This is a genomic window from Sphingomonas rhamnosi (genome assembly GCF_036663615.1).
Taxonomy (GTDB): Bacteria; Pseudomonadota; Alphaproteobacteria; order Sphingomonadales; family Sphingomonadaceae; genus Sphingomonas.
On record NZ_JAXOJJ010000004.1, the window covers coordinates 1 to 13,075 of the forward strand.

A 13,075-nucleotide genomic window follows, 5' to 3' on the forward strand; every position below is an offset into this window, starting at 1 on the left:
GAGATGTTCTACAACCCGATCCGCAAGCATGTCAGGAACGGGATGCTGTCGCCCGTCGAGTTCGAACGGCAGCAGGCTTTGATGGCTCAAGGCGTCTAGAAATCTAGGGGCTATTCACTCGCTGCGGATTACCTTCAACATCGCTTTGGCTTCCGCTGCGTCGTCATCCTCCATGATGAGTTGCAGGAGGCGCGTTTGCGCTGCTCGCTTTTGCTCGACCTTCTTTTTTGCCTGCGCGAGTTGGTTGGCCAGGAGGACCGTTTGGTCGCTGCGCTGGAAAAACTGGTCGCGCAGTGCGAGGTTCAGAACCTGTTCCAGCGCGGCCTTCTCGAATGTCTCGTATCGGTAGAAAGTCCGGTGCTTGCACGCGCCGCCGCGCTTGGCCTCGTAGCATTGCAGATAGCTGGCTTGCTTGCCCGCGCGCTCATGAGTGAGGGACCGGCTGGGGCGTCGTATCATGTTGCCCTCGCACAAGCCGCATTTCATCAGGCCGGCGAACAGGTTGGCCGGGTTGGCAAAATTTGCCCCTCCGGTTCGGCTGCGGTTCTGCATCGCTGCGCGAGCGCGTGCTACCAACTCGGGAGGGACGACGGCGGGATAATAGCCCTCGATTACCTGACCGGTTGGCTTCCCGACCTTACGGCCCGCATGATACTCGCCCTCGACTGCTGGGTGCTTGAGTACGTTGCGGATGTAGGACCATTCCCAAAGTCGGCTGACATTGACGCTGGGACGGCCCCAAACCTCGACGCCTTCCTCGTTGAGAATTTTGCTGATGCTCATGTAGCCGACACCGCTGGCGCATAGCTCGTAGATGCGTCGGACGACCACCCCGCGCTCAACATTTTCCACACGCTGGCCGTCCGGCGTTATGTCGATCCACGCAGGCACCGTTCGGGTAATGAGCTTTCCCGTCTCCGCTGCATCTTTTTCTGCCTTCCTCCAGGCACCACTGATGCGGTCGCTTTTGGTCTGGCTCTCATCGTTGCTGCGCTTTGCCTCCATGAGATATTCGAGCAGTTCGATGATATTCTCGCCCGAGAGGCTGGCTTCGTTGAACACCTTATTCTTGCTCGCGACGGCTACGGCGATACCTGCCTCCGTGACCTCCTCGACCCACCGACGAGCTTTTTTTACATTCTCTCGGGATAGACGGTCGATGTTCTCGATGACCAGGATCGTCCCGTGTTCGATCTCCCCGGCATCGACACGATCCTTGAACTTCCCGAGGTTGCCGCTGCGCAGATGATCGCCCCGCCAAGCGGAACTACCTAGATCCTCGATCTCCTCGATGACCTCCCATTTGTGGTCGCGAACCATCGTGTCTATGGCCTGCGTTTGCCGATCGAGCGAGCTGCCCTTGTCCTGCGCTTTCGTCGAAAAACGCTTGTAAGTTATACACTTGGTCATGCTGCGCCCCAGTTTTAGGGCGTAGCCGTGTAGCCTTTGTTAAGGGTGGACAACCCTGTAGGCGAGCTTTCTCGCGTGCTGGGTTCACAAGGTGTACAACCCTGTACGGATGGCTGCTCTGGTCGATCCCGATGGGGGTGGTCGCCGCGATCAGCCCGGCGACGGCGGCGGCGATGGTGCGCGGGATGACGGCCTATCTGAACGGCCTGCCCGAACCGCTCTACGCGCTCTTCGGCACCGGGTATCTCGGTTATACCGCGGCCAGGACCTGGGCGAAGGCGAAGGGCGTGGAGCGGTGACGTCCTACCATACTCGTCACCCCGGCCTGCGCTGGGGTGACGACGTGGGTGAGGCTGTTGCACCCCGCCCACCACACCCTACATCCGCCCCATGAGCGAAAACAAAACGCCGGTCTGGCACGGCACGACGATCCTCTCGGTCAGGCGCAACGGCAAGGTGGTGGTGATCGGCGACGGTCAGGTCTCGATGGGCCAGACCGTCATGAAACCCAATGCGCGCAAAGTGCGGCGGCTTGGCGACGGCAGCGTGATCGGCGGATTCGCCGGTGCGACTGCCGACGCCTTCACGCTGTTCGAGCGGCTGGAACGCAAGCTGGAGGCGCATCAGGGCCAGCTGCTCCGCGCCGCGGTGGAACTCGCCAAGGACTGGCGCACCGACAAGTTCCTGCGCAACCTGGAGGCGATGATGATCGTCGCCGACAAGGACGTGACGCTGATCCTCACCGGAAACGGTGACGTGCTGGAGCCCGAAGCCGGCGTCGCGGCGATCGGCTCCGGCGGCAACTACGCGCTCGCCGCGGCGCGCGCCTTGGTCGACTACGAACAGGACGCCGAGACGATCTGCCGCAAGGCGATGGGCATCGCCGCCGAGGTCTGCGTGTACACCAACGACCGGCTGACGATCGAGACGATCGCGACCGAATAACGCATTCACCCCTCCCTGAAAGGGAGGGGCCGGGGGTGGGTCGCCACACGCGCCGCCCTTGCCTCCACCCACCCCCAAACCCCTCCCTTCCAGGGAGGGGAGCAAGAAGTGACATGAACGACCAGCTCACCCCCAAGGCCATCGTCGCAGCCCTCGACGCGCACATCATCGGCCAGTCCGCCGCCAAGCGCGCGGTCGCGGTCGCGATGCGCAATCGCTGGCGCCGTCAGCAACTCGACGAGGACCTCCGCGACGAGGTGACGCCCAAGAACATCCTGATGATCGGGCCCACCGGTTGCGGCAAGACCGAGATCAGCCGGCGTCTCGCCAAGCTCGCCGACGCGCCGTTCGTGAAGGTCGAGGCGACCAAGTTCACCGAGGTCGGCTATGTCGGCCGCGACGTCGAGCAGATCGCCCGCGACTTGGTCGAGGAAGCGATCCGGCTGGAGAAGGAGCGCCGTCGCATCGCGGTCAAGGATAAGGCCGAGGAAGCCGCGATGGCCCGCCTGCTCGACGCGCTGGTCGGCAAGGATTCGAGCCTGGCCACGCGCGAAAGCTTCAAGCAGCGCTTCCTTGACGGCCACCTGAACCAGGCCGAGATCGAGATCGAAGTCGAACAGACCCCGACCACGCCGTTCGAAATCCCCGGCGGCGCGCCGCAGATGATCAATCTCAGCGAGATGATGAAGTCGTTCGGCGGCGGCCAGCAACTCAAGCGCCGCAAGCTGACCGTCACCGCGGCGTGGGACAAGCTGGTCGATGAAGAGGCCGACAAGCGCCTCGACCAGGACGAGGTCAGCCGCGTCGCGCTGGCGGATGCCGAGGCGAACGGGATCGTCTTCCTCGACGAGATCGACAAGATCGCGGTGTCCGACGGCCGCGGCGGATCGGTCAGCCGCGAGGGCGTGCAGCGCGATCTGCTGCCCCTGATCGAGGGTACGACGGTCGCGACGAAGTACGGCCCGATGAAGACCGACCACATCCTCTTCATCGCCAGCGGCGCGTTCCACGTCGCCAAGCCGTCCGACCTGCTGCCCGAGCTTCAGGGCCGCCTGCCGATCCGTGTCGAACTGAAGGGCCTGACCGAAGCCGACTTCGTCGCCATCCTCAGCGACACCAAGGCGTCGCTGCCGCTCCAGTACAAGGCGCTGATCGCCACCGAAGGCGTGAATATCGAATTCACCGAAGACGGCATCGCCGCGATTGCCCGCATCGCTGCCGAGGTGAACGCCGAGATCGAGAACATCGGCGCCCGCCGACTGCAGACGGTCATGGAGAAGCTGCTCGAAGACGTCAGCTTCCACGCGGAGGATCGCGGCGGCTCCAGCGTCACGATCGACGGCGCCTATGTCGACAGCCAGCTGAAGGAAATCGCGCGGAACACGGACCTCAGCCGCTACGTCCTGTAAGCCACCCCGTCATGCCGGACTTGTTCCGGCATCCACTGCGCCGCAAGCTCGAAAGCGGTTGGTTTGCGGCCCGGTGGACCCCGGACCAAGTCCGGGGTGACGGGGTGTAGAGCCTAAAGAACCACCGTCCGCGGCGTGGCGCCCCTGATCCCGGCAAGGACCATAGCCTCCCAAACCGCAGGATCCCCCGCCGCGGCCATCGCCCGATCCGGCTCGCGCAGCGTCTTCAAAACCGCGATCGCATCGGGGAGATACTCGACCCAGACGCTGTCGACATGCGCCGCAGCCGATTCCTCGTCGCCGCCCGCATTCACGCTGATCCGCTGACCGGCGAGCACGCGGGCGATGCGTTCGGCGACCGGGGTAGTGGACACGTCCATGATCAATCTCCTCGCGGGGTCATCTCATACCGCGCGAGGAGATCGAAGTCGATTACCGACCCGAGCTGGAGCCTGCGCCGCGACCGCCACCCTGGCCGCCGCGATTGCCACCGCCCTGACCGCCGGAACGACCGCCGCCCTGCGGACGACCGCCGCCGCCACCCTGGCCACCGCCCTGACCACCACGGCTTGCGCCTGCATAGTTGCGGCCGGTGCTGCCCGTCGCCCGGGGCGCATGCGTCGCGCGGGGACGCGCCGGATCGCGCGGACGATCGATACGGACCTCGGGGTCGGCGCCCATCGTCTTGACGCGCGTCGCCTTGATCTGGTTCGACAGGTTGACGAAATCGTCCGGCAACGCGCGGACCTGCACCTTCTGGCGCGTGATCCGCTCGATATCGCGCAGATACGTCTTCTCATCATCCGCGCAGAACGCGACGGCGATGCCGCTGGCACCCGCACGCGCGGTACGGCCGATGCGGTGGACATATTGTTCGGCGACGTTCGGCAGCTCGAAGTTGATGACGTGGGAAACGCCCGACACGTCGATGCCGCGCGCGGCGATATCGGTCGCGATCAGGACCTTGACCTTACCCTGCTTGAACTCGCCCAGCGCGCGCTCGCGCTGGCCCTGGCTCTTGTTGCCGTGGATCGCGTTCGACGCGATGCCGTTGCCCGCGAGCAGCTTCACGACCCGGTCGGCGCCGTGCTTGGTGCGTGTGAACACCAGCGCGCGGTCGATCGCCGGATCGGCCAGCGTGATCGTCAGCAGCGCCTGCTTCTCCGACTGGTTGCAGAAGGTGACATACTGGTCGACGCGCTCGGCGGTCGTCGCCGCCGGCTTCACCGACACGGTCTTCGGGTCGAGCAGGAACTGCGACGCCAGCTCGCGGATCGCGGTCGGCATCGTTGCCGAGAAGAAGAGCGTCTGGCGCTTCTTCGGCAGCATGCGGACGATCTTCTTCAGCGCGTGGATGAAGCCCAGGTCCATCATCTGGTCGGCTTCGTCGAGCACCAGGATCTCGATCATCGACAGGTTGCAGAAGCCTTGCTCGATCAGGTCGATCAGGCGGCCCGGCGTGGCGACGAGGATATCGACGCCGCGGCTCAAATCCTGGCGGTTCTTGTTGATGCTGGTGCCGCCGAACACGGTGGTGACCGACATCTTGCTGAACTGGCCATAGGCGCGCGCGCTGTCGGCGATCTGGCTGGCGAGCTCGCGCGTCGGCGCGAGCACCAGCATGCGGCAATGCGTCGGCAACACGCGCTTCTGGTTCTCGGTCAGGCGCTGGATCGACGGCAGCACGAACGCCGCGGTCTTGCCGGTGCCGGTCTGCGCGATGCCGAGCAGGTCGCCGCCCTCGAGCAGGATCGGGATCGACTGGGCCTGGATCGGCGTCGGCTCGGTATAGCCCTTGGCTTCGAGCGCGCGGACGAGGGGCTCGGCGAGGCCGAGGTTTAAGAAGGACATAGATATACTCTCAATTGTGCCGGGCTCGGGCGCGCGAATGCGGCGCTCGAGCGGCGGTGGTGTTTTGACACCCCGCGTGAAAAGGGAAGCCTGTTAAAATCGACCGAGGCGGAGCTTGAACCGATAAAGGTCCGATCACGCTGCATGACGCCTCGATGGCAACGCACCTGCAGCAAAGGGCGTCAAATGTCAAGATGGCGGCGTTTAGCCGCCACCCGTCAGACCAGTTCGACCGCGACCGCGGTTGCTTCACCGCCGCCGATGCAGAGCGCGGCGACGCCCTTCTTCAGGCCGCGCCGCTTCAGCGCCGCGACGATCGTCGCGATGATCCGCGCGCCGCTCGCGCCGATCGGATGGCCGAGCGCGGTCGCGCCGCCGTTGACGTTCAGCTTCTCGCGCGGAATGCCGAGTTCGTGCATCGCGATCATCGCGACGGTCGCGAACGCTTCGTTGACCTCGAACAGGTCGACATCCTCGACGCTCCAGCCGGCGCGGTCGAGCACCTTGCGGATCGCCGAGACGGGGGCGGTGGTGAACTTGGCGGGCTCGTGCGCATGCGCCGCGGTCGCGACGATGACTGCCTCTTGCCCCAGCCCCAGCCGCGCGGCGACGCTCGCCCGCGTCAGCACCAGCGCGGCCGCGCCGTCTGAGATCGACGCCGAGGTCGCCGCGGTGATCGTGCCGTCCTTGGCAAACGCCGGGCGCAGGCCCGGGATCTTCTCGGGCTTGGCCTTGCCCGGCTGTTCGTCCTCGCCGACGATCACGTCGCCGCCGCGGGTCTTGACGGTGACCGGCACGACCTCGTCGGCAAAGCTGCCGTCGTCGACCGCCGCACTGGCGCGGGCCAGGCTTTCGAGCGCGAACGCATCCTGCGCCTCGCGGGTGAACTGATAGTCGCGCGCGGTATCCTCGGCGAAGGCGCCCATCGGCTTGCCCTTGTCATAGGCGTCCTCCAGCCCGTCGAGCATCATCGAATCCGACACCACGTCATGGCCGATCCGCGCGCCCGAGCGGTGCTTGGCGAGCAGGAACGGCGCGTTGGTCATGCTTTCCATACCGCCCGCGATCACGACGTCGACGGTGCCCGCCATCAGCGCCTCGGCGCCCATGATCGCCGCTTGCATGCCCGATCCACACATCTTGTTGACCGTGGTCGCCTCGACCGAAACGGGCAGCCCGGCCCCGATCGCGGCCTGCCGCGCCGGCGCCTGGCCGAGGCCGGCGGGCAGCACGCAGCCCATATAGATGCGGTCGATCGATGCGGGGTCGACGCCAGCGCGTTCAACCGCGGCGCGTACCGCCGTCGCGCCAAGCTCGACCGCGCTAACGCCCGACAGCGCGCCCTGGAAACCGCCCATCGGGGTGCGGGCATAGCTGGCGATGATGATCGGGTCGGCGGTCATGGTAGGTCCCTCGTAAAACCGGTATGTCGGACGGGTAGATATGATCGGCAGCTGTCCGGCGATAGGCCCGTATTTTGCGAGGATGACGCCGCCCTCCTTTTGTTCTACCGCACACCGATGATCGCGCACCTCAAAGGACGTCTGGATTCCACCGGCACCGACCATGCGGTGATCGACGTCGGTGGCGTCGGTTATCTGGTCGGCGCGTCGGCGCGGACGCTCGCGGCATTGGGGCCGGTGGGCGAGGCCGCGACGGTCTTCACCGAGATGCTGGTATCGGAGGATTCGATCCGGCTGATGGGCTTTTCGAGCGGGTCGGAGCGCGACTGGTTCCGGTTGCTGACCGGCGTGCAAGGGGTCGGCGCCCGCGTCGCGCTCGCCATCCTGTCGGCGCTGGAGCCTAACGACCTCGCGCGCGCAATCGCGAGCGGCGACAAGGCGATGGTCGCGCGCGCCAACGGTGTCGGGCCGAAGCTCGCGCAGCGCATCGTCATGGAGCTGAAGGACAAGACCGGCGGCATTGCGCTCGGGCTCGGCCCGGCGACGATGGCCGCCCCGGCGGGGGCGTCGGCCGACGCGGTGTCGGCGCTGTTGAACCTGGGCTTCCGGCCCGCCGAAGCGAGTAGCGCGGTGGCTGCCGCCGAAGAGGAGCTGGGCGAGGCTGCGAGCCTCGACGCGCTGGTGCGACTGGCGCTGCGTAAGGCGTCCAAATGACCGACGATCGCATCCTGACCGCCGCCCGCCGTCCCGAGGACGTCGACGCCGCGCTGCGCCCCAAGAGCCTCGACGATTTCGTCGGGCAGAAGGCTGCGCGCGAAAATCTGCGCGTGTTCATCCAGGCGGCGAAGAACCGCGGCGATGCGCTCGATCACGTGCTGTTCTTCGGGCCACCGGGCCTCGGCAAGACCACGCTCGCGCAGATCGTCGCGCGCGAAATGGGCGTAGGGTTCCGCGCGACCTCGGGGCCGGTGATTGCCAAGCAGGGCGATCTCGCGGCGCTGTTGACCAATCTCGAGGATGGCGACGTGCTGTTCATCGACGAGATCCACCGGCTGCAGCCCGCCGTCGAAGAGGTGCTGTATCCGGCGATGGAGGACCGTGCGCTCGATCTGATGATCGGCGAGGGGCCCAGCGCGCGCAGCGTACGCATCGACCTGCCGCGCTTCACGTTGGTTGGCGCGACGACGCGACAGGGGCTGCTGACGACGCCGCTGCGCGATCGCTTCGGCATCCCCGTGCGGCTGCAATTCTATACGGTCGAGGAACTGGAGCGGGTGGTGACGCGCGCGGCGGGGCTGCTCGGTCTGGGCATTGCACCGGATGGCGCCGTCGAGATCGCGAGACGCGCGCGCGGGACCCCGCGTATCGCCGGACGGTTGCTGCGCCGGGTTCGCGACTTTGCCGATGTCGCCGGGCACGCGGTCGTCGATCGCAAGGCGGCGGATGCGGCGCTGACCCGATTGGAAGTCGATTCGCTCGGGCTCGACGCGATGGACCGACGCTATCTGATGATGATCGCCGACATCTATCGCGGCGGCCCGGTCGGCGTGGAGACGTTGGCAGCGGGTCTCAGCGAACCGCGCGACACGATCGAGGAAGTCATCGAGCCCTATCTGATCCAGTTGGGCCTCGTCGCACGGACGGCGCGGGGGCGCTGCCTCAACGCGGGCGGATGGAAGCATCTCGGGCTCAATCCACCGGCCGGAAGCCAGGACGGGTTGTTCGACGCGTGAGCTGTTCATCAAGCGGGTCGGCTTCCGACCGACCTAGCTTTTGTTGCGTGGCACCCAAGCCGTCGACCTGCTAGCCAACCGCCATGCCCATTTCGGCCGCCGCCTCTGCCCGCGAGATTTTGACCCGCCTTCACGACGTGATGGCGGCGCGCACGACCGCGCAGATGAAGCTCAACTCGGTGGTCGCGATCATCGGCGAGGCGATCGATAGCGAGGTCTGCTCGATCTACCTGCTTCGCGAAGGCCTGCTCGAGCTCTATGCGACGCGCGGGCTCGACCAGGACGCGGTGCATGTGACCAAGCTTGCGCTCGGCGAAGGACTGGTCGGGACGATCGCGCAGCGCGTCGAGGTGCTCAACCTCGACGAGGCGGCGACGCACCCGGATTTCGCCTACAAGCCCGAGACCGGCGAGGATCGCTTCCACAGCTTTGCCGGCGTGCCGATCATCCGCAGCGAACGGGCGGTCGGCGTTCTTGCGGTGCAGCATACCGATCAGCGGAAATATGCCGACGTCGAGATCGAGGCCTTGCAGACGGTCGCGATGGTCTTGTCCGAACTCATTGCGAACGCCGGACTGATCGACGCCACCGGCGGCGGTACCGACAGGCCGCAGTCGACGGCGGCGATGCGCATTCCGGGGCAAAAGCTCGTCGAAGGCATGGCCGCCGGCTATGCCGTGTTCCACCAGCCGCGTATCCATATCGAGCACACCGTCGCCGAGGACACCGACGCCGAGCGGCACCGCGTTTACGCCGCGTTCGACAAGATGCGCGAAGGTATCGACCGCATGACTCGCGAGGCCGAGTTCGGCGTCGGCGGCGAGCATGAAGAGGTGCTGCAGACCTACAAGATGTTTGCGTACGACGAGGGCTGGTCGCGGCGGATCAACGAGGCGATCGATTCCGGGCTGACGGCCGAAGCCGCGATCGAGCGCGTCCAGCAACGTACGCGCCAGCGGATGCGGCAGATCGACGACCCTTTGCTCGCCGATCGCATGCATGACCTTGAGGACCTGTCGAACCGGCTGATCCGGATCGTCTCGGGGCAGATGGGCACTGCCGCGCAGATGGGCCTGCGCCAGGACACGATCCTGATCGCGCGCAATCTGGGGCCGGCCGAACTGCTCGAATATGATCGCCGCCGGCTGAAGGGCGTCGTGCTGGAGGAGGGGTCGCTGACCGCGCACGTGACGATCGTCGCACGCGCGATGGGCGTGCCCGTGCTGGGCCGCGTCCGCGACGTGCGGCGGCTGATCGCCGAGGGCGACCTGCTGTTGCTCGACGTCACCGACGGCACCGTGTTCGCGCGGCCCAACAGCGCGATCGAGGAATCGTTCGAGGGTCGCCTGGCACTCCGCCAGAAGCGCAAGGCGGCGTTCGCGGCGCTGCGCGACGTGCCGCCGGTGACCAAGGACGGTCATCGCCTGACTCTGATGGTCAACGCGGGGCTGCGCGACGACGTCGCCGCGCTCGACATCACCGGCGCCGACGGCATCGGCCTGTTCCGCACCGAATTCCAGTTCCTGGTGTCCGCGACGCTACCGCAGCGCGAACGCCAGCAGCGGTTGTACAAGGAGGTGCTCGACGCCGCGGACGATCGGCCGGTGATCTTCCGCACCGTCGACATCGGTGGCGACAAGGCGTTGCCCTATCTGAACAAGACCGATGGCGAGGAAGAAAACCCGGCGATGGGCTGGCGCGCGTTGCGATTGGGGTTGGAACGTGACGGGCTGATGAAGGTGCAGGCGCGCGCTCTGCTCGAGGCGGCGTCGGGCCGGACGCTCAACGTGATGTTCCCGATGGTCAGCGAGCCGTGGGAGTTCGACGAGGCACGGGCGTTGTTCGAGGAACAGCGCGCCTGGATGACAAGGAGGGGTCGGCAATTGCCGGTCGAGATCCGCTATGGCGCGATGCTGGAAGTACCAGCGCTGGCTGAGCAACTCGACATCCTCTTGCCGCATGTCCAGTTCCTGTCGATCGGCACCAACGACCTGACGCAGTTCCTGTTCGCGGCCGATCGCGCCAACCCGAAGCTCGCCGAACGCTATGACTGGCTCAGTCCATCGATCCTTCGCTTTCTCGCACGGGTCGCGGCGCCGGTGCATGCAGCGGGCGTGGATCTCGCCGTTTGTGGGGAAATGGGCGGGCGGCCGCTCGAGGCTATGGCGTTGATCGGGCTCGGAATTGATCGTTTGTCGATTACGCCCGCGGCGGTCGGGCCGATCAAGGCGATGGTCCGCAGCCTCGATCGTGCGGCGATTACGCGGTTCATGGCCGCGCTGCTCGCCGACCCGCCACGCGACATGCGCGGTGCGCTTACCGACTGGGCGTTGGAAAACGGCGTCGAACTGACGTGAGCGCGACGTCCGGGGCGGCGGGACCGCGTTGACACGCGCTGGGGCCTCTGTGACATGGAGAGCTAAGGCGGGCCAAAGGGGACGGCCCGCATGCGGAGACGAGAATGGACGAGGTCGACACCGGCCGGTTTGCGGCACCGGCAGATCCCGAACGCGCCGGCGACGTTCTCCGTAGTGCACGTGAAGCGCAAGGTTTGAGTTTGGCCGACGTGGCCGCGCGTACCCGCGTGCCGCTTCGGCATCTGCAGGCGATCGACGCATCCGACTATGCCGGCCTCCCGTCGCCGACTTACGCCGTCGGCTTCGGCAAGGCGTACGCACGCGCGATCGGCGCGGACGAGGTACACATCGCGCAGCTGGTGCGCGCCGACGTCGCCAAGCTCGGTCGCCGCACCCCCGAATATGAACCCTATGCAATGACCGATCCGGCGCGCGTCCCGTCGCGTGGCGTCGCCGCAGTCGCTTTGGGGCTGGCGCTCGCGGTGCTGGTTCTGGTCGGGCTGTGGTACGGCACCGACTGGTTCCGCGCACGCGACACCGGCGGCGCGAGCGGCCCCGCCACGGTTGCCACGGTGCCGGCGGCCGTGCCCGTGGCGGCGCCGACGCCGGCAGCACCGACGGGCGGCCAGGTCACGCTGGCAGCGACGGACGAGGTCTGGATGCGCGTGTACGACGCCGACAACAAGACACTGTACCTTGGCACGATGAAGCCGGGCGAGAAGTTCGACGTTCCCGCCGGGGCCAAGGATCCGATGATCAACGTCGGCCGGCCCGACAAGCTGACGGTTACGCTCAACGGGTCGAACGTCCCGCCGCTGGGTACGGGCGAGCGCGCGATCAAGGATGTGAAGGTCGGGCCGGCCGCGATCGCCGCTCGGCTCGCAGCCGCCGCCACCACCACCGGAGCCATCGCCTCGCCGGCGGACGGAACGCCTGCGCCTTAAGGCTGGCGACAGGATGACTGTTGCAGCTATACGGTGCGAATTAACCAATGCACCGGGGGGTGTCGCTTATGCGTAAGTCTGTTCTGATCGGCGTTTGTGTGGTCGCAATGCTGCCGCCGGCCGCGCACGCGCAATCGGGGGTCGAGGGCCGCGTCGGCAAGCTCGAGAGCGAGATGCGCGCGGTGCAGCGCAAGGTGTTTCCCGGCGGCGCCGGTCAGCTGCTTCAACCCGAACTCACCGCCCCGCAGTCGAGCGCCGGCCCCGGGCCCGGCAGCCCGGCATCCAGCGCGGTCGCGGACCTGAACGGCCGGGTGACCTCGCTCGAACAGCAGATGGCGGGCCTGACCGGTCAGATCGAGCAGAACGGCTACAAGCTGCGTCAGCTTCAGGACGCGTTCGACGCTTACAAGCGGAGCAACGATGCGCGCATGAAATCGGTCGAGGGCGGGGCAACCCCGCGTGCGACGGGCGATACCGAGCCCGGCCTGTCCGCGACCGGGCCGACCAGCGGCGCGGGGCGTCCGACCAGCAGGCCGGAAACGGCGACCCGACCCGCAGCCGCGGGATCGGATCGCGCACGGCAGGTCGCCGCGATCGAACGGCCCGCCACGGGCGACGCGCCCGAGGACGCCTATCTTTACGGCTATCGCCTCTGGGCCGCCAAACTCTACCCTGAGGCGCAGGCGCAGTTGAAGAAGGTGGTCGCCGACTATCCGAAGAGCAAGCGCGCGAGCTATGCGCAGAACCTGTTGGGCCGCGCCTATCTCGACGAGGGCAAGCCGAGCCTCGCGTCGATGGCGTTCTACGACAATTACAAGAAGATGCCCGATGGCGAGCGCGCGCCGGAAAGCCTGTTGAACCTGGGGGGCGCGCTGACCCGGCTCAACAAGGCGGCCGACGCCTGCAAGGTCTATGACGAACTGAGCGATGTGTATGGTGCGAAGATGTCGCCGGCGATGAAGGCGGACGTCACTAAGGGCCGCAGCGCTGCCAAATGTTCGTGATCGGGGGCGTGGCTCGGTC

12 protein-coding genes are annotated in these 13,075 nt (G+C 66.5%); 8 read left to right on the top strand and 4 right to left on the bottom strand.

All coding sequences use genetic code 11. From position 1 onward, the window contains the following. Positions 1-114: 114 nt before the first annotated feature. The gene (locus U1701_RS09565; RefSeq protein WP_332782341.1) at positions 115-1,410 is read right to left on the bottom strand and encodes a recombinase family protein; all 1,296 of its coding nucleotides are present in this window, start codon (positions 1,408-1,410) and stop codon (positions 115-117) included. A 131-nt stretch (positions 1,411-1,541) separates the two neighbouring features. On the opposite strand from U1701_RS09565, the gene U1701_RS09570 reads away from it, so the two are divergent. From U1701_RS09570 to hslU, 3 genes are all read left to right on the top strand, one after another. Continuing rightward, on the top strand, positions 1,542-1,709 hold the full coding sequence (locus tag U1701_RS09570) for a 3TM-type holin (RefSeq protein WP_332782342.1): 168 nt from the start codon (positions 1,542-1,544) through the stop codon (positions 1,707-1,709). Between the two features lie 91 nt (positions 1,710-1,800). Then, positions 1,801-2,355, top strand: a complete 555-nt coding sequence (gene hslV / locus U1701_RS09575; RefSeq protein ID WP_332782343.1) for an ATP-dependent protease subunit HslV — start codon at positions 1,801-1,803, stop codon at positions 2,353-2,355. 113 nt (positions 2,356-2,468) lie between these two features. Beyond that, a complete protein-coding gene (gene hslU, locus U1701_RS09580; RefSeq protein WP_332782344.1) occupies positions 2,469-3,764 on the top strand; it encodes an ATP-dependent protease ATPase subunit HslU in 1,296 nt (431 codons plus the stop codon). 113 nt (positions 3,765-3,877) lie between these two features. On the opposite strand, the gene U1701_RS09585 is transcribed toward hslU, so the two are convergent. The 3 genes from U1701_RS09585 to U1701_RS09595 all read right to left on the bottom strand — a co-directional run bounded on the left by U1701_RS09585 (position 3,878) and on the right by U1701_RS09595 (position 7,018). Beyond that, positions 3,878-4,144 (bottom strand): hypothetical protein, encoded by a 267-nt coding sequence (locus U1701_RS09585; protein ID WP_332782345.1) that lies wholly within the window; start codon positions 4,142-4,144, stop codon positions 3,878-3,880. 52 nt (positions 4,145-4,196) lie between these two features. Beyond that, a complete protein-coding gene (locus U1701_RS09590) occupies positions 4,197-5,615 on the bottom strand; it encodes a DEAD/DEAH box helicase (RefSeq protein ID WP_332782346.1) in 1,419 nt (472 codons plus the stop codon). Between the two features lie 218 nt (positions 5,616-5,833). After that, entirely contained in the window at positions 5,834-7,018 is a 1,185-nt protein-coding gene (locus tag U1701_RS09595; RefSeq protein ID WP_332782347.1) for an acetyl-CoA C-acyltransferase, read from the bottom strand. A gap of 117 nt (positions 7,019-7,135) precedes the next feature. Between U1701_RS09595 and ruvA the strand changes: the two genes are divergently transcribed. The 5 genes from ruvA to U1701_RS09620 all read left to right on the top strand — a co-directional run bounded on the left by ruvA (position 7,136) and on the right by U1701_RS09620 (position 13,056). Continuing rightward, positions 7,136-7,732, top strand: a complete 597-nt coding sequence (gene ruvA / locus U1701_RS09600) for a Holliday junction branch migration protein RuvA (RefSeq protein ID WP_332782348.1) — start codon at positions 7,136-7,138, stop codon at positions 7,730-7,732. After that, complete coding sequence (gene ruvB / locus U1701_RS09605; protein ID WP_332782349.1) at positions 7,729-8,751, top strand: Holliday junction branch migration DNA helicase RuvB; 1,023 nt, start codon at positions 7,729-7,731, stop codon at positions 8,749-8,751. Before ruvA ends, ruvB begins: the two co-directional genes overlap by 4 nt. 83 nt (positions 8,752-8,834) lie before the next feature. Further along, entirely contained in the window at positions 8,835-11,108 is a 2,274-nt protein-coding gene (gene ptsP / locus U1701_RS09610; RefSeq protein WP_332782350.1) for a phosphoenolpyruvate--protein phosphotransferase, read from the top strand. A 104-nt stretch (positions 11,109-11,212) separates the two neighbouring features. Further along, complete coding sequence (locus U1701_RS09615) at positions 11,213-12,052, top strand: helix-turn-helix domain-containing protein (protein ID WP_332782351.1); 840 nt, start codon at positions 11,213-11,215, stop codon at positions 12,050-12,052. A 68-nt stretch (positions 12,053-12,120) separates the two neighbouring features. Beyond that, complete coding sequence (locus U1701_RS09620) at positions 12,121-13,056, top strand: hypothetical protein (RefSeq protein WP_332782352.1); 936 nt, start codon at positions 12,121-12,123, stop codon at positions 13,054-13,056. The last annotated feature ends 19 nt before the right edge of the window (positions 13,057-13,075 follow it).

What these genes read in the sequence shown, in the direction of transcription:
- U1701_RS09565 (WP_332782341.1), bottom strand. Translation starts at nt 1,410, where the DNA reads ATGACCAAGTGTATAACTTACAAGCGTTTTTCGACGAAAGCGCAGGAC.
- U1701_RS09570 (WP_332782342.1), top strand. Translation starts at nt 1,542, where the DNA reads ATGGGGGTGGTCGCCGCGATCAGCCCGGCGACGGCGGCGGCGATGGTG.
- hslV (WP_332782343.1), top strand. Translation starts at nt 1,801, where the DNA reads ATGAGCGAAAACAAAACGCCGGTCTGGCACGGCACGACGATCCTCTCG.
- hslU (WP_332782344.1), top strand. Translation starts at nt 2,469, where the DNA reads ATGAACGACCAGCTCACCCCCAAGGCCATCGTCGCAGCCCTCGACGCG.
- U1701_RS09585 (WP_332782345.1), bottom strand. Translation starts at nt 4,144, where the DNA reads ATGGACGTGTCCACTACCCCGGTCGCCGAACGCATCGCCCGCGTGCTC.
- U1701_RS09590 (WP_332782346.1), bottom strand. Translation starts at nt 5,615, where the DNA reads ATGTCCTTCTTAAACCTCGGCCTCGCCGAGCCCCTCGTCCGCGCGCTC.
- U1701_RS09595 (WP_332782347.1), bottom strand. Translation starts at nt 7,018, where the DNA reads ATGACCGCCGACCCGATCATCATCGCCAGCTATGCCCGCACCCCGATG.
- ruvA (WP_332782348.1), top strand. Translation starts at nt 7,136, where the DNA reads ATGATCGCGCACCTCAAAGGACGTCTGGATTCCACCGGCACCGACCAT.
- ruvB (WP_332782349.1), top strand. Translation starts at nt 7,729, where the DNA reads ATGACCGACGATCGCATCCTGACCGCCGCCCGCCGTCCCGAGGACGTC.
- ptsP (WP_332782350.1), top strand. Translation starts at nt 8,835, where the DNA reads ATGCCCATTTCGGCCGCCGCCTCTGCCCGCGAGATTTTGACCCGCCTT.
- U1701_RS09615 (WP_332782351.1), top strand. Translation starts at nt 11,213, where the DNA reads ATGGACGAGGTCGACACCGGCCGGTTTGCGGCACCGGCAGATCCCGAA.
- U1701_RS09620 (WP_332782352.1), top strand. Translation starts at nt 12,121, where the DNA reads ATGCGTAAGTCTGTTCTGATCGGCGTTTGTGTGGTCGCAATGCTGCCG.